We start from the raw sequence: 22,958 nt of genomic DNA, 5'->3' as shown, positions 1-22,958 counted from the left end.
ATGGTGCACCTGCCAGATCACAGCGCAGTAATGGGCACACTTTTCCCTATTATCTATTGTCCATTAATTCTATTCAGGTCATACTCATAGGCCGTTACGCCCTCCACCTGAACAAAGCCTTCCTGCACATACAATGCCTTGGCTCGTTCATTTTCCCCATTCACGCACAGCACTGTCTTCTTATAGTCGAGGCTATTTGCAAATGCCAATGAAGCTCTCAGCAGCTGCCTTCCTAGCCCTTTCCCCTGATAAGCAGGTAAGATGGCCAGCGGCCCGATATTCATCGCAGCCTCTCCTTCATACTCATCGTCCGCTCCCCGTATAATTCCGACGGGCGTATCCTCATGCAGTAGCAGCAACATTCCGCCTTCCAGATAAGCTGGCTGTGACATCTGGTTCTGCAGCATCTGAAGCGTCATCGGCGTCGTGCTGCCCGTGAGCTGCGCAAAGGCCGTGTTACGGATATGACACCAGGCTTCCTCATCCCGACCCGGTTGAAAGGTCCGAATCGAGTAACCCTCTGGCAGGCTAAGAGGCTGAATCTCCTTCATGTCGTTAATTAAGAGGAAGACATACCTTTCCACCGAAAAATGAAGCTCTTCTACATGAGCAGCAAGCGCCTCATTGACGAGCGGCACGAACAGAAAGACTTTTTCGAGTCCTGCCCTGTGTTCTACGCGCTTCACGTGTTCTACATGTTCTACTTGCTCAACACGTTCTGCGTGTTCTGCGTGTTCTGCTTTTTGTACATGCTCAATGCGTTCTGCGTATTCTACATGCTCTGCTTGTTCTACACACTCTACTTTGGATATATATTTCTCGTGCCCCACTTGTGCTATGTGCTCCATCATGCCGTTCAGCAGCAGGGCATACACCTCTGTGTCTGGCTTCTCCGAGTGCAAAATACGAAAACGCCCCTGTCTCCCACGTCTATGATAGTCATCAAGAATGAGGGAGGCCACGGCTATGATTGCTCCATCCTCTTTGATCACCAGGGTAGGATTCTCTTCATTAGGCTCGAACTTCTCTAAATCCTGCTCATACAGAAAGGAATCGTCCACCTCACGCCGATGCCGTACACAATACGCGATGAACTCCGCTCTGTCTTCAAGCTGTAGCTGCTCTATTTTCATAATTCATCCCCTACTCCTTGTCCTTCATCTTCATCCAAATAGCCCCTCTTAATGAACCAGACCATGTCGTAAAATATGGCGGTAACCTTGAAGGTATTGTTGTATTAGCTACAACAGGTAATTGTTCCCCTCGTTAGCCAGCTCTAATGTTCTCATTTCAAATGTCTTGCATCCTGAAGCGATGAAGGGATCTGATTCTACAATACTCATGGCTTCCGTTATATTTTCAGCTGAAAACATGACCATTCCTCCAGGGTAATCTGTAAAAGGCCCACAAAGTACAAGCTTACCTTCTCCATTTAACTCTTTTAAATAGGCCACATGGCTCTTGATAAGCTCTTCATTCAGTGGCTTTACATTATGCATTAAATATATATATGTCATCATTCAACCTCCTCTAAAGATACATTCATATCCTTAATAGATAAATTACTCGTGTATGTACTATATTTATAGCTAGAATATCACATGAATGCTCTACAGTGATTGGAAAATATATAAGCAATAAAGGACGTGATCAGCTAATGGATTGTCCCTTACAACTGGACGGTGCAGAGGTGCTACAGTACACCACAAATGACGGCAGCCGCATATTAAGCTCTGTCATCTTTGCGGAAGACGACGGCTCTACCCATCAAATACAAATTACTGCTCTCGCCATTGCTACCTACGCGTCCGAGGAGCGATATTACCTGTTCCTGTGCGATGCCGAGTGGGAGGTTATCAACGACTATCTACTGGATACGCTGGACGAGGCCGTCGAGTATGCAGTCCGGCATTATGCGGTAGAGGACATAGATTGGATCGGTAGAGCCTGATTTTAAAAATAGGGCCTATGGAAGAATTGGAATGACTCAAAAAAGAACGCGATCCGCTCGCGTTCTTTTTGTGCTTCGTGATGGGAATTTAGAGAAGAGTACACTTTAACAATGACACTTCATCAATAATATCTAGAGGGAATTTTGTGAAGAGCAGCATCCTTTATAAAGGATCCTTTCTAAAGAGCATCTCGATCGTGAATGTAGAAATGTAGCGGCCCATTTCAGAAGGAGCTGACGGTGGAATAGTTTAGATATTACGGAGAGCGGATTTCCTACTTGCACTCACGGAGCATAGACCTCAGGATTATCGTTTCTCCAGGCGCCTATGCAGCCAATCAGACAGGCCGTGTAGCTTCTCAGCCCCAGATTCCCTTCATTATCCTCATAATCCATGACAATATTTGTGCTCGGCTGGCGCCATGCCAAGATCCGGCCAGTATATCCTGGCCTCCAGCATTCCTCATCCAATGCAGGTGGACCATACGCCTGTATGGCCTCATCCGGTGTTGAGCTCATCGTGATTCCTTTCGGTAGGATTCCAGCAAACGGAGCTTTAATTCGGTCATCCGCCCCCGACGCAAGGAAATGCAAGGCACCAATGATCCATCCTTCTTCAGCTGTATATTGAAGTCCAGTCAGATCATTTATTTTGGGTGCACGATACAGATCGATACGTAGCGAAGCTTTCACGGACCAGATAATATCGTCGTTAAAATAGCTGTTAGGGGACGGCATCCGCTTGACCCCGAAGGATTGTAGTAAGGCTTGAACCTGCTTGGTTTGGTAAGGCTGCCCAAGTAATTGAATGAGCTGTTCAGCTGCTTCTTGCATGCCTCGGTCCTTCCTTTCTCTTCGCTAAATGCGCACAGTGTGATGACATTCTTTTGTGTGGAGTGAGCTTCTCCTAAAATAGTCATACACCCTCTAGTTAGATTCTAGAATCGACTCTAATAAAAAATAGGACAAAAGCGAAGAGACAATAGGAGGATTTTGGAAGAACTTCCCGAATAGTACTATATGCCTATACATTTGCTCAGGAGGGAGTCAAAAGAAGTGCAACGTAATACGAGACCATCTGCAAATCAGCCTCGCAGGACATCATCCACTAATGCTAACACTGCAGTTAGCGGCCAGCCGAAGGCAAATAGCCCCCAAATAAACAGGGCAGCGGCCAGCCCGGCAAAAGGAGCGGGAAGCCACACGAGCACCACAACTAAAGTCGTTATCTGCCGCAAATGCAAGTCACAGCAAGTCGTGGCGAACAAAAGAGGCTACAGCTTTGGCAACCTGTTCAAAACGCTGGGAATTATGATCCTGGTAGGAATACTTTGTGTTGTGGCCAGTGGTACCATGCTCCTGTACAGTAATACGAATGGGGCAGCTGCGTTTCTACAAATGTTAAGCGTATTAGCGGTGCTGTCATTTTCCCTCTGCCTACCCGTAAGTATCATAATGGGATTCGTCGGAAGGGGGAATCTTGTAAACGGGTGTATGAATTGTGGGTTCAAGTGGATTCCTGCTAAGAGAAAATAACAACGGTGGATAGGTTCATTTTTAGAGATCACCATTCAATGTATTACGATAACAACGGCGATAAAACATGTCCGATGCACGCATCAAAGCGATTTTTGGCGTGTGCATCGGACAAATAGTGACAAATAGATTTTGGAAGAATTGCTTGTAATGTAGAGTCTTGAGGCTTTAGTGGATTATCTACCTACGAAATCTACCCAAGAATAACACCTATTAACACCGCATTACGAAAAATCCGTAAAACGTTAGAAGATATCCATAGTTATGGCATTAAGAGATATCCTTAGTTATAACGTTAAGAGATACCCATAGTTATAGCATTAAGAGATATCCGCTTTTATAACGTTCTGCGTCGTAGCTCGTAGAAATACTGCACAATCGGATGCTTCAGCTTTATCTTCTCGCTCATGTTCAGTATCCGCTTTTTCCCGACTCGTCTGTCTACGAGAGCTAGAATATTCAACAAGATATCGTTACTCTCTAAGCTGTCCTCAATAGAAGTAGTTAAGAACTTATTAGCTACAACCGTAAAATTAGACTTGCTTAATGCGGCCTGAGCTGACAAAAGCTCCTTTGCAAGCTCTGATATTTTCCGTCCCCTTGCAATGACCTCCAGACGATCCTCCGGGATATTTCCCTTGGCATCCTTTCTGATCGCTTCAATCTCTTCATCGGTGATAGGGATTTGGATATTGGGATCATTCTTAATTTCCATCTCTGTCTGATACCATTTGATTGGGCTAATTGTATCACTTATGTTGAGTATGTTCTTCTTATCTACCGTGATATAGCAAGTTCCAGATTTATCAGGTACATAACGGTAGCTGGTCGCTCCGTATTCGACCCTTCCATCTAACCCGGGACTAAGGAAGCTCTCCAGTTGTTGCTTTAATTTACTCCAGGACATATATCCTCCTATGTTTTCAATACCTATTACCCGTATTTGTGGCTACCAGGCTTTCTTTATGAATGATGAGACCGTTTATTGGATTGCTTATTCTCCCCACCATTCTATTACTTTCATAATACTGGATTTCGGGAGTTTATACAGGTTATTTTACAAATTCAACAAACTCGGCGACCCCTCCCCGGTTGAATTCCGGGAAAAAGCCGCCGCTTCATTACATTTTTTTATTGCTCAACTACCCCAAAATCATCCACATACACATATCCTGTACCAGGATTCTTGTAAGCATACAATGTTGCTCTAGTAGCGCCTTCTCCCGTTGTAAAAGGAACTTTTATCATAGTCCAGGATGTACTGTCAGATGTCGCAGATGCACCCGTTCCTTCGAAGCCATTCACACCAATCTGAATCTGCTCTCCTAGGTCTGCCTTAACCCAGGCGGTACATATATAGCTGGTATTAGGACTTAGCCCCGTAAGTACCTGCTCGATACCATCTTCTCCGGTTCCTAGTCTTACACTCTTAGAGCCACTTCTTGGCTCCGATACACTTGCAGCATCTTCTGAATAGGTTGCTTCCCATGGCGAGACTATTCCTTTCTCAAAATCAGATTGCCTTACGTTATTCACATAAGATAAGCTGACATTCTCAAAAAACGGGTTCGGAGGTGAAGAAAAATCATGCCCGGCAGTCCAGTCTGTTCCACCGAACTCATAGGCTCCAATATCTGGTGCCGCACCAACATAATCATCTGTGATTCCAGGTATTACAGCCCCTGCATCAATAGCTGGAGAAGCGGACTTCAACCTGAAATCATATGCTGTAGGATTCACAAATAACGGATTGGTCTCTGAGGTAATATTATTCCCCTCTATATGAGTACCAGGCAGTGTGAAGGCCGTAGTAAAGATATTGTTGAATATTCTGTCGCCGTACAGATCTGACTGAAAATTACTTCCCCAATATCCTACATTCCCGTTACTGTAAGTGGTATTGTTATAGATCAGGTTAAAATTACTGGGGGTATTCAATCTGATCGCTGAATAGTTGCCCCATACCACATTATGATGCACAATATAGCCCTTGCTACCGTTATCCAGATAGATACCAGTGCCGGAATAATTCTTTGCGAGATTATCATGGATGTAATTATGATGAATTTCCGTACCCTGCCCATCCCAGGCAAAATCATAGAGTATTCCCAAGTCTCTTGTCAGCTTACCTGCATTGTACAGATTATTATATTGAATCCGGCTATTTTGGGTAGGCATAAATATCAGATGACGCCCAGCGTTATATACCGTATTATGGCTGATGAGATGATTGGCCCCGAGTAGATAGATTGCTGGAATATCCGCTGCCGAATAATTGGCTTCATGAATAAGATTATTAATCACCTTATTTCCTGTTCCCTGTATACTCACCAGATTACCGGAGCTGTACGTCAAAGTACTGTCTCTTAGCTCATTATTGGTACCGGACATAAATATCCCTGTGCTGTATTGGCTGGTAACATCTGAATCATGACTGACATATTCCGCAATCATATTAGACACTTTACAGTAATTAGAATTAGACATTTTAATACTGGAGGCAAAGATATTAATTCCGGTAATATTTATGTAAGAGCGGGAACTTAAATCAAATGCATAAGTCCGCTTCTTGGCCTCTACTGTCAAAGTATTCGGATCCACTCCACCAGGTGCCCACAAATAAAGTCTGCTAGTCATGCTGTCATAATACCATTCTCCCGCACTATCCAGATCTTCAAGATTACCAGTAATATAATAGCTGTTACCGCCTGTCGCTGCAGCAGCCATGTGTTCAAAGGTAATGGAGCCCTCACTTGAGCTAGTAATGGTACTTCTATAAGATTTGTAGCCTGTACCCGGAACACTCCATACCGTCTTGCCAACCCAGTACCCTGGCTCCTGAGTTAAGTCCCCATCCTTGATGGTTGTAGCGGAACCGAAATCCACTGTTGCCAATGTTGAATTTAAGGGATCAAGTGTTGGTGAATTGGGCCATCTGGCTTCAAATTGCATTTGCTTATTCACAAATATCTGATCTTTGGTTCCAAGGGAACCCGTCATTTCCGCATAATAGATGGACCCAGAGTAATGTTCCCAACCAGTAATCGGATCGGCACCGGATACGGTTACGTTCTCTCCCGGATAAGCCTTAAAGTTAATGGGACTTACAGAAGTTCCGGAAGTACGAAGTGTTACGGTTTCCTGGTATGTACCCCCTCGTATGATGCAGGTATCTCCGGCTGTCATGGTATCTGCTGCCTTTTGTATGGTCTTCCATGGATTCGATAGTGTACCGGTTCCAGTGATGTCGTCCCCCGTCGTAGAGACATAATATACGGAACTTGCCTGCACAGTCTCCCCACCCAGATTAAAAGCAAATACATACACTATCATCATTACAACTAAAAACCTAATGCCTAATCTCGTACCCATAGCTTACCTCCTGTAATGAATTTTATTTTTAAATCCGACCCCTACGTTCGGGCTTAAATTAATTGTTATGTATATTCTTATTTAGAATTTTATGTATGTATAAGCCCTAATAATTTCATCGACTTATACCAGCTTAAAGTTTATGATTCTTTTAACAAAGCTTATCCGATACTGAATCAATCCTGCCATTTCATTGACCAGCAGCCTTTTTGCGGCCCACTTTGCATTGCACAAAATTACAATAAGAAGCTTTTATATTGGCACGCTCCTTTGTTAGATTCGATATCCCCAGTATTAGAAAAGGGCTTTAAAAAGCAAAAAAAGCCTCCCTGGTTGAACCAGAAAGGCGAAAATCAATCATTGTTTAGTTTGTATACTGGGCCTAGTACTCCGTAACGTCAAAAATGAATTGTATATCCCCAAAAGCAGTTTGTCAGCCATACCAGTGGACATATTACTCAAGACGACATAATTTAAAATAAAGACGCAGCGGATCATCCATTTTCTTTAAATTCTCGTTCAAAAAATACTTCACTTGCTCTCGATTCGATATTATTTCCTTCTCCACTTTGACTCATTTCCTGTTTTTTGCTATACCTTTGAATGTAAAGTCAGTCAGCTTCACTTGGTATCTCTTTTTCATTCGGGATAGTAGAGAAGTTCAGAGCACTCGCAAGCTGCACACCGTCCTTTATCCCCTGCCAGTATAGACGTTCATACAATATTGCCTGCTTACAATGATGCTTGTCCTCCCAATTTGCAAATTCAGGCATTCGCCCAAGATCCGTGCTGGCCTGCAAGGTTTGAAATGCTTTACGCTCCTCTTCAGAAGCAGCTCCAAATTCCGGGTTATGTTCAATTCGGGCAGATACATCATCCAATCGACCTCGTAACGCTTGTAAAATCCACGCTGGAAAATCCAAATTGTCCCCTCCTATGTGGCAGCTCAAGTAATGATTTATTCTATGCCCCAGCTTCACTTGGTAAATCAAAGCTATCAATCTATCAACCTTACGGCTTTGCTCCTGTACTTCATTATTACTTCCCAACGGAATTCCCGCCTCAAGAGACTTCTGACCAAGTTTATTAAGCTTGTTTCTTTCCTGCTCATATCTACACATCAGCTCTTTCATATCCTCCTTCTATCCCCTCCCATTCAATAACTCGTGACTGGATTCGCAGAAGATACAACCTAATTTTAGTGCGTATATCGGTTTATTTCATTTTAATTCGATTATCGCATTAAAACAAGACTTAACTCGCATACAATTTGGGTAAATGTGAGGTGATTACCAAATGAGGCATCGAAACGAGCCACCAGGCGACAAAAATATTATTGGTACCCGAGTCGTAGCCATTCGAAAAGCCAAGAAAATGAAACAAAAGGATTTTCTCGCAAGACTTCATACCCACGGTTTAGATATAAGTCCTACCAGTTTGTCACGATTGGAGGGACAGCATCGACTCGTACAAGATTATGAGGTGGTTGCTGTAGCAAGGGCATTGGAGGTTTCTGTGCAAGAATTGCTGGGTGAAGATTGAGTAGCGATATTTTTACCAAATTCACTTAAAAAGTGCAGGTAAGTAAGTTTGTTGTTAGCTGAGGTATTCCCATCAACAAGTAGACACTGAAATTAGGTTTTAAAACGGCTTTTATTCAACTAATAGGCAGTTATTTTTTTGTAATCTATCATGAGTGTATTCTAGATTATAACAGTGTTTAACTCATTGGAATTCAGCGAAACTTTAAGTTCTCACCAACAATGGATGCAGAATCATATTAGCATTGTGTCAAAATATCATAGCATTTCATTATTTTCATTTTGCAAGGATATAACTTCATAGTGTTTCTAGACATCTCTAGTAGCATACTTTTGCAATGAAGCAGTTATTTATCAGCTCTTGAGTGGAGAAAAACGAAAATCTTCAATGAGTTCTACATTAAAAAGAAGCGAGACTTCCCCCGCTTCGCCGTTACACACACCAATAAACCCCAAATATCAATCTTTTTTTCAACCAAGCCACCGACTCGACATGCACCGTATGCGGGAGCATGTGGGGGTTGTTTGGAAGCTGTATTAGTTGGTTAAAGCCCTTGATATATAAGGATTTTAGCCATGGCGTATTGTTCGTTTTGTTTCTTGTTGACGATGTTCGCCAACAAGTTGTCAACAGAAACATTTGGTGTCCACTTCCCTATTGTTGCCCCTTTAAGCTCACGCTCATTACCTTCTTTGCATAGTCAAGATGCTCGTGATCTAACTTTACTTCCACGCGACCTCTTCGGCGTGCCTCACGCCATAGAAGCAGCTCTTCCTCATTCTCCAGCTTCAATTCGGCTATTTCCTGTGCGCGATCGAATATATACTTAGACGTAAAAGCAATGCTCCGCACCCCATGACCACCGGGGAGAATGATTTCTTTCCTTGTTTCCCATTCCTCAATTTCGAACACCACATAAAGCTTATCTGGGGGATTGTGCTTTGAGGAAATTACCGTGATTTCACCGCGTTTCACAATCTTCCAGTCCTTTATTTTTCCATAGTACTTCACGCCGATAATTTCGTTAGACTTACCGAAGAACTTCTTCGACTGATAGAGCGCCACATACTCCAATTGTGTCAGCAGCTTGTGATTTGTGATATTTTCAAGTGGTGTATGGTAAAATTTATTCCGTAGCGCAATCTCCAACTGTTCCTCGCGACTCATGCAGCCAACCAATACATTCTTACCGTTGTACTTATTATCGTAATACTCCTTCGACCCTCTTGGCCGGACAGCGCGCTCATATGCATTCTCCGGACTATCCAGAATGATCTCATCCAAGAACTCTTCCAACAACTTCGTAGATCCCGGCAGAAAAGGAAATGCCCCGACATTAACAGCTTTAATACTTTTATAGAATCGATGCTCCCTGAACTTTTCCTCATCAGGGTAAGGGAACAGCACATAGGCTCCGAACATCATTCGCTCGAATTGCTCAGAGTCTTTCTCCGCATGAACAATAGCGTCTCGATAACGATGCATCGTGTTGATGTCACCTTCTTCGGGGCCTGGGATTCCATCATAGGTCACAAAATATGGCGTGCTGGGCTCTGCGGGATTCAAACGATACTTTGCATCGAACACATACTTGTACTCAGTTGACGTCTCCATTTTTCGAAGCGTAAGAACATTGTCCGGTTTCTGAGTCAACGTAGGTCCCCGAAGCGTCTGATTGTAATACAGTTTGAATATTTCACCGTTCTTCGGGTTACGATATGTCACCGTGGACGCGGCAGATTTCTTAAGTTTAACAAATATGCCGCTATAATCCAACTTTATGATATCTTGTCTAATCAACTCATACTTGCTGCTAAGCAACTGGTGTATTTTAAGAAAACACCAGTACTCATATAACGTTGCCAAGTCCTTTAAAGACAACTGAAATAAATCATCCTGAATGGCCAGGCCTTTGAGTAGCATGAGATAATACTTATACACTTCTCGGTACCCCGGCGCCATCTGCATCACAAGCGTTACCGACATGTGCTTCATAGTTCCTACTTGCAAGAAGTCGTACTGGAGTACCCTTCGAACTTCCGTCTGCATTCGGTTCATTGTTTGGGCCAATACAGGATCCTCTAATCTCTTTTGGTCCTTTAATAACTTCCACAGGTCCTTAAGCTTGCCCTCAATACGGAGAAACACCCAACGAACGAATCGGTTTTCCTGCGTATCGTAATTTACGATTCTTCGTGTATCCAATACATTCGTAGGTGTATATCGTTCGCCTTTCACATGTACGATCCCATTAGCGGAATCTATAGATAGTAGCTGAGGATGCTTACTAAGGTATTGTACTGTCCTAGTATTGATTTTCTTTGCCCTCTCGGCAGGAACTATACGTTGGTCCTGATGCATCTTTGTATGAGGAGAGCCCTCTATCCGCTGGACTGCCTTCAATATTTGGTCGAAAAGATAACGTAAAATCGTAAAATATTCCGTTAAGCTCTGTTGCTTCGTCTCTTTCAACCCAGTTAACTGGTACGTTTTACGCAAGAAATCAAACGTCAGATTATGAATCTGATGATTTACATCTTGAAGGATAGCGTGGTAGTCCCCCTTATAATCCATCTTCACCGGGAAAACTTCCAATCTAACTTTCAAGAGAGTGGAACGATTCGAGCGGAGTTCCAGCTCTGTAAATCCGATCTCATTCTGAAAGTTCAAGTTCCCCGACAGATTATGCTTACCCTTATGCATGACCGCCTCACGCAACGCAACATTCTCGTGGTAAAAAGTTACGTCTATATCCGCCTTCTTCTCTATTAATAAGTTATAGGTCTGCGTCTCATAGAAAATCGGAAAACTAGCCTGATCGTTCTGCCAAGGCTCTAGTTCTCCACTATTAGGATTAAAGACCGCAATGGATATAACCTGCAGCCGCTCGGAGAGAGCAGAAACATGAAAATCCGCCTTCTCCCACGCTTTCGCTTCGGTTCGATGTAACTGCAGCAGATCTACCGTTGGGTGATACGGCTTTCCCTCTAAATATAGATCGAACAGATTTGTTTCAATATGCAGGAGAATTACGCTCTTCTTAAGAGACCCAGAAGGAAGTAAATCCGTCATCATCCAACCTCCGTAGCATATAGATGAGCTTTCTCGCCGACTGCGGGTGTCTTACATTATTTTCGCTAACGTGTCTTGACCAAACTAGTTCGATATCTTTTTCGCCATCTACATATTCGCGACTGTTCGAAATATTACCATTGAGACAGAACAATAGGAGTTCGATGATAACCTTCTTCACCGCCGAGTTGTTCCCTTGGATGCGGGGAAGGATCTTCTGCATAATCTGCAGATCTAATGCTTCTTCAGCCGTCATCAACGAAAACCGATCATTGTAAATCAAGTAGAAGCAGATTGAATCCCTAACTCGGAATCCAACATGAGCATGGAGCGTTTCAAGAATGGAATTGATGATAACCAACTGTTGAACAGTTCTTCGAATGAGTTCCTTATACTCGTTGTAAGCATCTTTTAACTGCAAATAGTTACTTGTTAAGAAACTAGCCGTAGGGTATACAGACTCCGTTTCCTCATCAAAAGATGCTGCTGCTTCATCTAAGTCCTCGAAGTTGTCGATCCGGATATGATTAAACTCAATGGTATTGGCTCGGTCAAGTACCTTCTTGCTAAATGGATGCGTCGTTTCGTCCATATTGACCGTTCCGATGAAGAACACATTCTCAGGGATACCGATATTGCGGCCTACTTGATCTTCCGCCACAACCGTATCCGTCACAATGTGACCGTCTTGCCAGCGTTGCGTCTCTAAAATACTGAGCAAATCACTAAAGTAGTGTTCCACTCTTGCAAGATTCATTTCATCCAAACAAACAAAATAAGGCTTTAGCCGGTTTTCTGGAGCAGCGGCTGCTTCAAGTACATACGTTAACTTCCCACGACGGAAAGTTCCACCAAGATCCTTGTAACCTATGAGATCAGAAGGGTCGTTCCAATCCGGTCGAACAGGGATTAATGTAAATTGCCCGTTTGCTTCGGTCGCACCAAGTGCTTCCGCGAACTTCTGAATAAGTTTTGTTTTTCCCGTGCCTGAGATGCCGGCTAGGATAACGAAAGGCTTTGTTTTTAAGGAAAGGTAAAAGTTCTCGATCAAGAGCTCAGGGTATGTGAACCCTTGTTGTTGAATGCAATTTTTCACAATATGTAATTGCCCGCCCGTATCATCGTCGCTAAGATGTACGAGTTCTGCTTCCTGCTCCACCTCTTCCACCTCGGATAAAAGCGTGAATGCCGGCCAAGGGGTATCCTTCGATTTATTCTGGACAATACTTAAACCTTCCAGCGTAAAAGGGAAGAGATATCCTTGATTTACTCCACCCTTTTTGTTAAATGGCCCCTTCGCAACATGAAACTGAAGTAGTTCTTGAGAGATGGCTTCCAATGGTATCGGTGGATTCAATTCGTGGTACTCGGTAACAACTAGACGTCCCCCCCCTTCCCACTGCTGTTCGGACAAGCTCGCTGGCTTCGGTTTCTCGACAGCAGCTTCTTGGACCTGACTAACAGCACGTAGAGCTCCATTAGAGTAATGAAGTACAATGTCGTTCAATCTAACTTCTTTCATGGTCTCCCAATGATGTTGCGGTTTGCCGCTCTTGTCCTTAAGCGGCGCCCAGAGGACCCCTTCCTGCTTTTGCGAATTATAAGATGTCCCTTGATTTACCCACCATACAGAAGATTGGTCTTCGGGAATTGGGGTGTCGCTGGTGATGGGTTTAAGGTAGTATACGAAGGGTTTGTCAGTTGCGTAAAATTCGAGGTACTCTGCAAATTGTTCTGGGACAGTAATCAGATTTTTTGTATTACTGGCCTGACTCCGTTTACGGTTCAAGTAAAAATATGTCGACTTAAATCTATCAACCATGTAATTCTTGAGTTGAACATTGGAGTCATATCTAATTTGTAGAGCTTCTCTGTTATTTTTAGATTGGTTAATTCGGCTTAAATTACACTCAAACTGATTATCTTCAGTTATAAGTAATACCTTCTGGCTTTGTCCTAGTTGAATATCGATAGAGTGATTTGCTTCAGCAAAATCCTCGCGGAAGTCTAAAGGTATGTGTGTACCGTACTCAAACATGGACCAGTCTATCTGCTTACACCCAATAAGTTTAGGAATAGAGTCGTCCTTCCACCAACTACGATTTCGTTTAATCATGGAATATCTTCCTTCCTTATCGTATTAAGATGACTTTTAAATATACTATCAGATTAATGGACTTAAACTTGACCATAAACAACTAAGACGACATCCAAGCAAGCGGGTTGTCGTTTTAGTTGTTATGCAACGAATATATTCAGTGACACAATGATGATTATGTAAAGACTTTGATTGAAGTTATTGCACTGGCTTTAAATGGTCTGAGTTAGGAGTTCGTTTGATATAGAAATCAATTGAAGAAGCGTCATCCTAATATTTTATTAATTCATCCACTCGTCCGCCTGCTCCGTGGTTAACAGGGTGAAGGCACACGCATTGCCGTATGGAATGTACAAATATATATTCTCCCCATACCGAGGCTTATGTGTTTTATACCATCTTTGCAAACCTAAGAACTGAAACCGACCGTCCGCCATCGTATCGACCCATCCTTCATAAATATTACCGGTAGAATCAGTCACTGTGTATTTGGAATACTGTTGGAGGTCAGAGAAAAATTCGTTTATATACCTCTTCACGAGAATCCTACCTAACTCTAGGCAACTCTTAGTGATGAAATATTCAATCATGACGCCATGTTCTAACTCATAAATCGTTGGGTTGCCATCCGGAAGAGACAACCGAAATGGGAAATTGAATCGGAACAGATCTCTAAAGGTCAAATTCCACTCCATCAATGCATAAACTCCACGCGCCACCTGATGGATGCGTTCATTCTCAGAGAGATCAATGTGAAGGGTCACTTCACTCATATTCATCCCCCGCCGGCGCAATTGACTGCGAATTTCTTTCTTATGGACAGGGCGACCTGCCTGTTCGATGATCGAAACTAGTACTTCTCCGATGCGGTCATGAATCTGTGGGTCATACTCGATCATTCCCCATTCACGCAATGCCCAGTATCCCCGACTGGGGCGTGACATCTTCGGTTCCGTCAGAAATACTGAGGATATGGAGTTTGAATAATTCCGTCTCTCTCGAACCTCTGCCTCGAGTTCAGTATATGGCATTGGGGCTCCATTCTCTTTGAGAACCAAATAAGCGACATCGCCTAAGCGCATACGGTGAAAGGGTGCTTCCTGCATTGCATAAATCCTGCCGCCCACAATAGCTACTTCCCCCCACCCTTTTAGGAATTGTTTGAACTCCCGAGCATGAATGTTCAAGCCATGAGAATTAGCGAGTATCTCGGCATGTTTAAATAATTGTGTGGTTGGTATCCCATCATTCGAATCTTCTAGATTCTTTAGTAATGATGGCACAAGGATCGCCAATACCTCATCATCCAAAGGATGAATGTTTAATCCGTAATTACCATCAGAATGCTTCGTGAATTCTGGCCAGAATTCCAGCAGTTCGATAACTTTCGATTCTTCGTAATCCGTCAAATTCTTCATGATTCCAACCAAAGGTAAGGTTACCTGTCCAGTCAACTGGGCGGCAATGTTATTAACGAATAATAAATCCACCTTTGATTTCCATTCAGTTAAAATCCAATACTCCGTATCATCGACCTTGCTTACTGGGAGTAGATTAAGCATAAAAGAATACAAACGTTTTAACGCTACCGGAGCCGGAATAATCCCCATACTTTGATAAATCAATTCTTCTAATCGCAAAGGTTTAGCCGACTTTATGAATGTAGAAATAATTAATTCATCCCATTGGCTTCTCTGGGAGTGAGCATACCGTGAGATAACTCTGAGTTGATCGGGTAATACATATTTTGGGAACCAATATAATCGCGTTACTGGTACCAGTTCGTCCTGTAGTTCAAGCAATATATGTATGATGTCAAAAGACAAAGGCAATTGCTTCAATGCCCCAGGCAAGTACCCTTTTCGCATCTTTAAAACTGAAACGACGGCCTTAATAATATCTTTCTTCTGTAAAGAATGGAATGTGCAGAGCTCCGCTAATTCCTTCATCGTTCCGATGGTGCCCCGGACATAGATCTCGTCCAGTCGTTTCCATTCTTTTTTTCGTAAAATTTCCCATGCAGTTTTCGTACTGATTCCCGTCAGTTCACACCAAAAGTTCAGGTCATTTATATGAAATGTTTTATCGAACAACTTCATGAACGCCCTGCAAAATTTTTCCTCATTCAATTTAGCAAGAGCTGAAGTTGCTCTCGATAATTCCATTTTTCTCATCTCTTTTCTCTATGGCTTTCTATAAATGAAACATGATATTGGACTGGCTCAAAATGGGCATACAAGGAAAGGATCTCATAAGGATTCTCGATGATGTTGACTATCGGCTCGTTTGGGTCGGTTTGTTTAACAAGATACAGATAATATTGTCTCGCTAACTTTTTAGCGATCTCCAACTCATGACGAGACCAATAGAATGAATTATCCGGTCCTACGCTTTTCACTTCAATAAACCGATTATGTACTAACGCGGAATCAGAAAATGACAAAATATCATACCCAGCATTCACTAAACTTTCCGAGATGCATTCTACACGATTGGCCTCCGATACAAGCCCCATTTCTTGAAGCCTCCGCTTCTCAAAATGCATAACAAACTCCTCCGCTTCTCTGCCCGATTTCGCCTGCTGTTCCAGTTTTGCCATCAACTCTTCCAGCGTCATCGTTGGCTGCTCCATAGGATATGCTCGTATCCATACGTGCTCCCCTGATAATTCTAATAAATCACCTGATTGGGCCGCAACACCTAGATAGAGCATTTCTTCCGTCCATTGTTGTAGTGTCCTGGAAATTTTTGAACGAGAAGCCAGATATCTTCCTGATTCACTTACAGAAAAATACTCCAGCCATTGCCTACTTATCACTCCTGATGCCGGAACATACCACGAAGTAAGAAGCTTTTTCGCCTTATCGCTTAGATCATAGCCACTTTCATCACCGAAACTGGTCAAACGCTTTCCTCGTGGCAGGACAAACACTAGATGTTCCTCATCGATCCCAATAAGCTTTAGATGAAGCAAAAGCTCCAATACCGTCTGCGCTTTTGTTTTCCTGCCTCCTAGAAACGAACCTTCTAATAAACGAAGAAGATGACTTCTTGTCATACGGAATTGATATTTGTTTTCGTAGTCCAATACGGTCCGAATTGTCCAAAGCAGGTCGCAAAATTTTTTCATGCACGTTTACTCCGTATGTGTTGGATCACGCTCTCAAAATCCTTTTGGAGCTCTGTTTCCTGACCCCACTCATCCTGATCTAGATCCATTGAACCTATTGGCATATCCATATCAATGACACTACGCATTAGCCATGCCTTTTCTTGCAACCGCTGATGGATCACCTCGTCGACCGCTCCTTCGCTCTCAAGAAAGTAGTAAGTTGTCATTTGATCTTCCGGCAGACCAATTCGATGGATACGGTCGAGTGACTGAAGGTAATGACCGCAGTTAAAGCTACGGTCTAGATAAATTGCATGGTGGCAATCCTTATGCAAGGAGATCGACTCCGCACATGCTGCGGGATTCGCAATCAGTATGCAAGGCTTGTCGGATTGCTTGAATAAACGGATTTGTTGCTCCCGATTGAATTCCTCGTCATCTTCGTCACTTTTTGGTACACCGCCAAAAATTAAATAGCTCGGTATCCCAAGTCGGACGAAATCTTGCCTAAGTTGAAATATGTTGTTGACAAACGTGCTCCACAATAGTACTTTATAACCTTGCTCGACCAATGTCTGAGCTAATTCAATCGATTTCTGCAACTTATTTGGCTTCTCAAATTGTGAGTACTGCTCTATCAGTTTAACAAAATCTCCTCCGTCGTAGGTAAGCGGAGGAATCTGGAACTCTTGTGAAAAATCCGCCAGAAGTGCAGGATTTGACGCGGCTTGCACGAGACGTATAATTTTCGCGCGGCGAAATCTTGCGATCTCCACTACTTCCCGCGAGGAGAAACGTTCCAATTCTTCAATGGTTCTTGCAGCAATAACGTCGTAAATCTGTTGCTGTAGATCCGACATTGGTACTGTCACCCTTTGAATTTCGAGAGGAGGGAGCTCCAGGTCTTTCTTATTGATACGATAAAAGAAAGGTCGAATTTTGTTTTGAATCCACTCGACATCATCTTCGTTCCGTTTTACTTCAGCTTTATATTGATTTTGCTCGCCGAGGAGAAATTTCCCAGGCCACAGAAAAGTCATTTGTGAATATAAGTCAAACAATCCGTTCGGCATCGGCGTGCCCGTGCTAATCGCTCGACGTTTGGCATATGGTGCCAACTTCAAAAGTGCGTTCGCCCATGTTCCATTTTCAAAACGTTTAATGTAATGTGACTCGTCGACGACTAGCATGACGCGATGCTTTTGCATCAGTTCAATCAGTCGATCTGTATCAATTGATGCTGTTTGAAAGCTTGTTAAAAAAAGGTCAGCACGGTCTGTTGTCTTATACTTCCGATCCCTATCCGGCCCGAGAAGCCTATAACTTACTGCCGGTCGCCCGAAACAGCCAGCATATTCTTCTTCCCAAGCCATAAAGGAACTAGGAGGACCGATTACGAAAATTTTCTCTACTTCATTCGCCTCACGCCAAACCGAAAATCCAGCATAGAGCATCGTTGTTTTGCCGCTCCCCGGTACTGAGAAATTGGCGGAATGCCGTACTGCTAGCATATGGTGGACCGCCTTCTCCTGATAAGATTTCAACTTCCGCTGGAATCCAGGTAAAGAAATCGCTTGCAGTTCCTCAGTTCCCTCTTTCACGGTAAGTCCTCGCTCTGCCGCGGCTTCGAAACTCTGTTTTTCTTCGCCAATTTGTTCGTTAAGCTGATCAAACTTTTCACTCATTTGCACAGGTATTCGTTTCCGCCGGAAAAACGCAATGAGATCATCCACGGTACTTCTGATTTTGATGGGATCATCCATGACATATTTCATTGAGGATTCACTTTTCGCAAACCCCTGCTCACGAAACATCAGCGAATACTGACCGAAAAACAGGTCTGGTCGCTCTGTTACATTGACAATAAGTACATTTTGGTCATACTCGATGTGCACCATTGGCGTTTAGGCCCCCATTTGTTGTCTGATAGCAGACAACAATTCATCCAGTTCCTCAAAGGCATCTTTAAAATCCTGCTTAGAAAATACATCACTTTCATCATCCTGGATTTGTATCAACAAAGAAATGGCTTTCTTAAGTTGTTCCACAGGGCGAACATTGTTTCGCTGCATCCGCGCCAGTTCTGCCGCGGCCGTTACGTCGTTAAAAATATCCTGGGAGGTAGCGACTTCATTGTTGAACATATTCTGCGTTAGTACTCTATGGATCTTATCGTTAACGAACGCTTCACGGATATAACGGATATGATCACGTTGGGTGATTGTTTTGTCGAAGTTTTTGTCAAGGTTCACTTCGAGCATGCGGTACATCACATCAATCGCTTCCTGAATTTTAAAGGCGTTAAGCCCAAGTGTCTTCATCGCCGTGATCTCTTTCTGAATCTCAACAAAATGCTCATTCAAATTTAGCAAGAGCGTGTAATTCCCCGGCTGGCCGATATATTCCAGAAATCCATCAACCAGGTCCAGGCGATTCTGATAATCTTTAATTTTTTTGGTACTCCAGTCAAGCGTCTCACAGAGCTCCTGCTCACTCATGTACTGCAGACCCTCTCTAATCTTTAACAAATCATTGATCGGATTATATTCTTCTTTTAAATCCGCTTTGATCTGAAATTGTACTTCCAACTTATAGATCTCTTTCGCAGGTATATTCGCAGGAAGCCGGTGAACCAGTAAGTATTGATACCGGGAGTTCGGATGTTTTGCATTGAGCAGCTTCAAACAGGCTAATCGTCGATTGGCATCTACAAGGAAACCATCATTAGTGATAACTCCTGGCCGAAGTTGACCGTGACGCTCCAAATCATCTAATAGACGTTGAGACTTCGGATTGTCTGGAATCAAAAGGTCAATAAAATATTGTTCATGATTAGGATTACGATTATCTAATTCAAAACCTAGTTCCAGCTCTTTCAGTCGTTTCTCCGCTGCGAAGCGGCCGTTATCGATATTGAAACTTAAAAATGCTATTGGCAACTTGTAAACCGGCAATACCTGCGGCTGTCCCATAAACAAAAGCATTTCTCGCGAATTTATTACGGCTTCTCCACCATTTTGAATGTACTGATCAATTTCATGCACGCGTTCCGTCCACATTACAACCGCTCCTTTAAAAATGTAAATTATTAATGATATGGAGTAATCCAAATATCGTTAGCCTTTTATAGAATAAAACACTTAAGCGACAATAGTGTGTCAGCAAACAGACGTTTTGATTGGGTTTCTTAATACCCACCGTGCGTGCTTAGAAGTTGATGTAAGTCTGTTACTTGGAAAACGTTGAAAAAATCTCGCTCGTCTCGTTTAGATTATGATGATGGAGATTATGAGGACTATGGGATTTTCATCTAATTTTCCGAATCAGTAATACTGCTCAATATACTGATAGGCTTTATCAAATACTTCTTTGTCTTTAATTTTGTATTTGACCCAGACAACACTCCGTAGAGCTTTCTTCACTTCCTGTTTGCCTGCGGTTGTACCCTGCCAACCATCGAATCGTACAATCTTAACGATATCATCTATATCGCCAACAATTCGTTCGACGATAATTGGTGTCTTTGAATTCCTCAACCCATCAAAAAGCTCTGTTAATGCCGCCTTACCTTTATCGACTTCTTCCTCGGGAACTACTTCTTGTTCAGCTTCTGCAGCTTCCCGCGCAAGTTCTAATAGCAATTTTAGAAACTCAATACTGGTAATGAGCCCTTGTTCGTGTTTCTCACGGAGATTTTCAAGTTTTTCTCCCAACTTAACGAATTTAACATCATTACTGTGTTTTCGAATTTTCGCGACCAAATCAATTTCAACTTTGATCGTTGTCTTTCTCAGGTCCTTTTGTTTTTGAATAAATTCATCGATTAAATCCGCATCCATCGTAAGAATTTCCATATCATCATGTACTTCTCCCACTTGCAGATTCTCATGAACCAATTCCAACGTCTTCGCTCCGAGTGAGGCCCATATCAACCCGCCTCTTCCATCAGTCGGTTTCACCGATTCAAACACTCTTGTCAGCCACTGAAAATCGTATTTCATAGGATTCAGAAACGGATCTGGAGATAGCGCATCCCACGCTCGATTGAGAACTTTATAATCAGCTCCAAACTCATCTTTGATTTTATTCGTAGGCAAACATTCTTGTGCAGCAATTAAACCTTCCCAACCATCTATTGTACGGTCTACTCCCATGAAGTAACTCAAGCACTTACGCATTAGTGCAGGGATCTGCTTTTTGACCTCTTCAATATTCGAAATGACCTTTTTCATACTCGATTCATCAAAGTCCAATGCTGTTGCTACATTATCAAAAATACCTATGTAGTCAACAATCAAACCGTGTGTCTTACCTTGATCATAGGTTCTGTTCGTACGACAGATGGCCTGAAGCAAGTTATGATCTTTCATTGGCTTATCAAGGTACATAGCCTGCAATATAGGTGCATCAAAACCAGTAAGAAGCTTTGACGTAACTATTACGAGCTTTAACGGGTCGTTAGGATCTCTAAATCTATCTAAAATCTTTCCTTCTGCGTCCCTATCGCGTTTATAGGATTTATATTTATCTTCCTTGTCATTGTTGGTGTCCATCACGATTGTAGTTGCTTCCGGACCAAGTAGTTTATCAAGCTCTTCTTTATACATAAGACAGCACTCTCTGTCATAACAAACAACCTGACCTTTGTATCCGTTCGGTTCAATCTTCTCCTGGTAATGCTTAGCTATATGCTCACATACCTTTCTGATGCGCTTGCGGTCATACATAATTGCTTTCATGTTGACCCGTCGAGATAGCTCAGCTTTATCTTCTTTAGATAAATTCTCTGTTAATGCTTCAAATTCAGCATCGAGCTTTTCTCTATCGACATGCAGATCAACCGGTACTGGTTCGAAATTCAATGGAAGTGTCGCATTGTCACGGATTGAGTCAGAGAAGGAATACTTGCTCATATATCCACTCTTATCCTCAACTGCACCAAATGTGTTGAAAGTATTCTTATCAATACGATTAATCGGCGTACCTGTAAGGCCAAAGAAAAACGCATTCGGAAGAGCAAGACGCATCTTACTCCCTAGGTCACCTTCCTGCGTTCTATGGGCTTCATCAACCATTAGAATGATGTTGTCTCTAGGGTTAAGTTCTTTTTTCACATCACCAAATTTAAAAATTGTTGTAATTGCAATCTTTCTTTGGTCCCCTAAGAAGAAGGATTCTAAGTCCTCCTTTGAGCCAAGGCTGACGAGATTAGGAATATCCGCTGCGTTAAATGTTGCAGTAATCTGCGTCTCTAGGTCAATTCGGTCGTCAACTATAACCACTGTTGGATTGTTTAATTCAGGTATCATTCTAAGTTTCTGTGCTGCAAATACCATCAGCAATGATTTACCAGAGCCCTGGAAATGCCAGATAAGACCTTGTTTTGGGTACCCAGCCTTTACGCGTTCCACAATAAGGTTGGCACCCTCATATTGTTGATACCGGCATATGACTTTATATTTGCGATACTGTTTATCAGTTGCATATAATGTAAAGAACTGAAAAATGTCCATGACCTTTTCAGGTGTAATCATGTCTTCAATACTGATTTTCACATCAGCAAGACTTCCTTCACTTTTGTGTTCCGGAGTATGCCATGGACCCCACATTCCAATAGGCATACAAACAGAACCGTATCTGTAACATTTACCTTCTGTAGCAAAATTAAATATGTTAGTTACAAACATGCCTGGTATGCTTTTTTCATATGCAGCTATGTCTCCAGCAGCATCCAACCATGTTATAGAATTACGAACAGGTGTTTTCAACTCGCCAATCGCCACAGGGAATCCATTAATCAATAGAACAATATCAAGTCTTTTACCATTCTCTTTCTGTGGATATACCCATTGGTTTGTGACAACGTATTCGTTCAGCGATAAGTCTTCCTTAGTCATTGTTCCAAAGAATCGAATTGGAATCATTCGGCCATCTTTGCCGAACGGGTAAGAGTTCTCCTCAAAAACCATCTTCTTGAACAGTTCATTCTGCGTTACCAGGTTGTGTGGTTGAACAGTCAATATCAACGTACGCAGTTTATAGATAACTTCATCCGCGCGAGATGGTTCTTCAGCAATTTCAGGATTAAGACGAATGAGCGCCTCTTTAACCATAGTCTCAACCATTACATCAGAGTGTTCACGTTGCAATTCTTCAGCAGGAATATATTTCCATCCATTGCTTTTAAGTGTCGTAAGCGTCATTTGCTCAATCGTATTATCTTCATTAAACATCAAGCGTCACTCCTATCTTTAACATATTTAATTTGTTTGCGG

At 42.6% G+C, this 22,958-nt stretch carries 15 protein-coding genes; 2 read left to right on the top strand and 13 right to left on the bottom strand.

All coding sequences use genetic code 11. From position 1 onward, the window contains the following. Positions 1-53: 53 nt before the first annotated feature. The gene (locus MKX74_RS03795) at positions 54-1,133 is read right to left on the bottom strand and encodes a GNAT family N-acetyltransferase (RefSeq protein ID WP_341177554.1); all 1,080 of its coding nucleotides are present in this window, start codon (positions 1,131-1,133) and stop codon (positions 54-56) included. A gap of 108 nt (positions 1,134-1,241) precedes the next feature. Further along, positions 1,242-1,520 (bottom strand): YciI family protein, encoded by a 279-nt coding sequence (locus MKX74_RS03790; protein ID WP_341177553.1) that lies wholly within the window; start codon positions 1,518-1,520, stop codon positions 1,242-1,244. A gap of 137 nt (positions 1,521-1,657) precedes the next feature. Between MKX74_RS03790 and MKX74_RS03785 the strand changes: the two genes are divergently transcribed. After that, positions 1,658-1,951 carry a hypothetical protein gene (locus MKX74_RS03785; protein ID WP_341177552.1) on the top strand — a complete coding sequence of 98 codons (294 nt, stop codon included), beginning with the start codon at positions 1,658-1,660 and terminating at the stop codon, positions 1,949-1,951. 285 nt (positions 1,952-2,236) lie between these two features. On the opposite strand, the gene MKX74_RS03780 is transcribed toward MKX74_RS03785, so the two are convergent. The 4 genes from MKX74_RS03780 to MKX74_RS03765 all read right to left on the bottom strand — a co-directional run bounded on the left by MKX74_RS03780 (position 2,237) and on the right by MKX74_RS03765 (position 7,992). Beyond that, on the bottom strand, positions 2,237-2,785 hold the full coding sequence (locus MKX74_RS03780; protein ID WP_341177551.1) for a hypothetical protein: 549 nt from the start codon (positions 2,783-2,785) through the stop codon (positions 2,237-2,239). Between the two features lie 1,039 nt (positions 2,786-3,824). Further along, positions 3,825-4,394 carry an SF0329 family protein gene (locus MKX74_RS03775; RefSeq protein WP_018885339.1) on the bottom strand — a complete coding sequence of 190 codons (570 nt, stop codon included), beginning with the start codon at positions 4,392-4,394 and terminating at the stop codon, positions 3,825-3,827. A 224-nt stretch (positions 4,395-4,618) separates the two neighbouring features. Then, positions 4,619-6,859, bottom strand: a complete 2,241-nt coding sequence (locus MKX74_RS03770) for a carbohydrate binding domain-containing protein (RefSeq protein ID WP_341177550.1) — start codon at positions 6,857-6,859, stop codon at positions 4,619-4,621. Positions 6,860-7,470: 611 nt separating this feature from the next. Beyond that, a complete protein-coding gene (locus tag MKX74_RS03765) occupies positions 7,471-7,992 on the bottom strand; it encodes a hypothetical protein (protein ID WP_341177549.1) in 522 nt (173 codons plus the stop codon). 163 nt (positions 7,993-8,155) lie between these two features. On the opposite strand from MKX74_RS03765, the gene MKX74_RS03760 reads away from it, so the two are divergent. Next, positions 8,156-8,401 (top strand): helix-turn-helix domain-containing protein, encoded by a 246-nt coding sequence (locus tag MKX74_RS03760; RefSeq protein ID WP_341177548.1) that lies wholly within the window; start codon positions 8,156-8,158, stop codon positions 8,399-8,401. A 654-nt stretch (positions 8,402-9,055) separates the two neighbouring features. Here the strand turns inward: MKX74_RS03760 and MKX74_RS03755 are convergent. From MKX74_RS03755 to MKX74_RS03725, 7 genes are all read right to left on the bottom strand, one after another. Next, the gene (locus MKX74_RS03755; protein ID WP_341177547.1) at positions 9,056-11,476 is read right to left on the bottom strand and encodes a DUF2357 domain-containing protein; all 2,421 of its coding nucleotides are present in this window, start codon (positions 11,474-11,476) and stop codon (positions 9,056-9,058) included. Further along, complete coding sequence (locus MKX74_RS03750) at positions 11,442-13,589, bottom strand: McrB family protein (RefSeq protein ID WP_341177546.1); 2,148 nt, start codon at positions 13,587-13,589, stop codon at positions 11,442-11,444. Before MKX74_RS03750 ends, MKX74_RS03755 begins: the two co-directional genes overlap by 35 nt. 263 nt (positions 13,590-13,852) lie before the next feature. Beyond that, positions 13,853-15,736 carry a hypothetical protein gene (locus MKX74_RS03745; protein ID WP_341177545.1) on the bottom strand — a complete coding sequence of 628 codons (1,884 nt, stop codon included), beginning with the start codon at positions 15,734-15,736 and terminating at the stop codon, positions 13,853-13,855. A gap of 5 nt (positions 15,737-15,741) precedes the next feature. After that, positions 15,742-16,701: a DUF3883 domain-containing protein gene (locus MKX74_RS03740; protein ID WP_341177544.1), complete on the bottom strand. Its 960-nt coding sequence runs from the start codon at positions 16,699-16,701 to the stop codon at positions 15,742-15,744. Beyond that, the gene (locus MKX74_RS03735) at positions 16,698-18,581 is read right to left on the bottom strand and encodes a DEAD/DEAH box helicase (protein WP_341177543.1); all 1,884 of its coding nucleotides are present in this window, start codon (positions 18,579-18,581) and stop codon (positions 16,698-16,700) included. Before MKX74_RS03735 ends, MKX74_RS03740 begins: the two co-directional genes overlap by 4 nt. Positions 18,582-18,587: 6 nt before the next feature. Then, positions 18,588-19,742: a hypothetical protein gene (locus MKX74_RS03730; RefSeq protein ID WP_341177542.1), complete on the bottom strand. Its 1,155-nt coding sequence runs from the start codon at positions 19,740-19,742 to the stop codon at positions 18,588-18,590. 264 nt (positions 19,743-20,006) lie between these two features. Beyond that, positions 20,007-22,916 (bottom strand): type I restriction endonuclease subunit R, encoded by a 2,910-nt coding sequence (locus MKX74_RS03725; protein ID WP_341177541.1) that lies wholly within the window; start codon positions 22,914-22,916, stop codon positions 20,007-20,009. Between the last annotated feature and the right edge of the window lie 42 nt (positions 22,917-22,958).

The sequence above is a fragment of the Paenibacillus sp. FSL K6-1230 genome, assembly GCF_038002385.1.
Classification (GTDB): domain Bacteria; phylum Bacillota; class Bacilli; order Paenibacillales; family Paenibacillaceae; genus Paenibacillus; species Paenibacillus massiliensis.
This window is presented reverse-complemented; position numbering and strand designations above follow the sequence as displayed.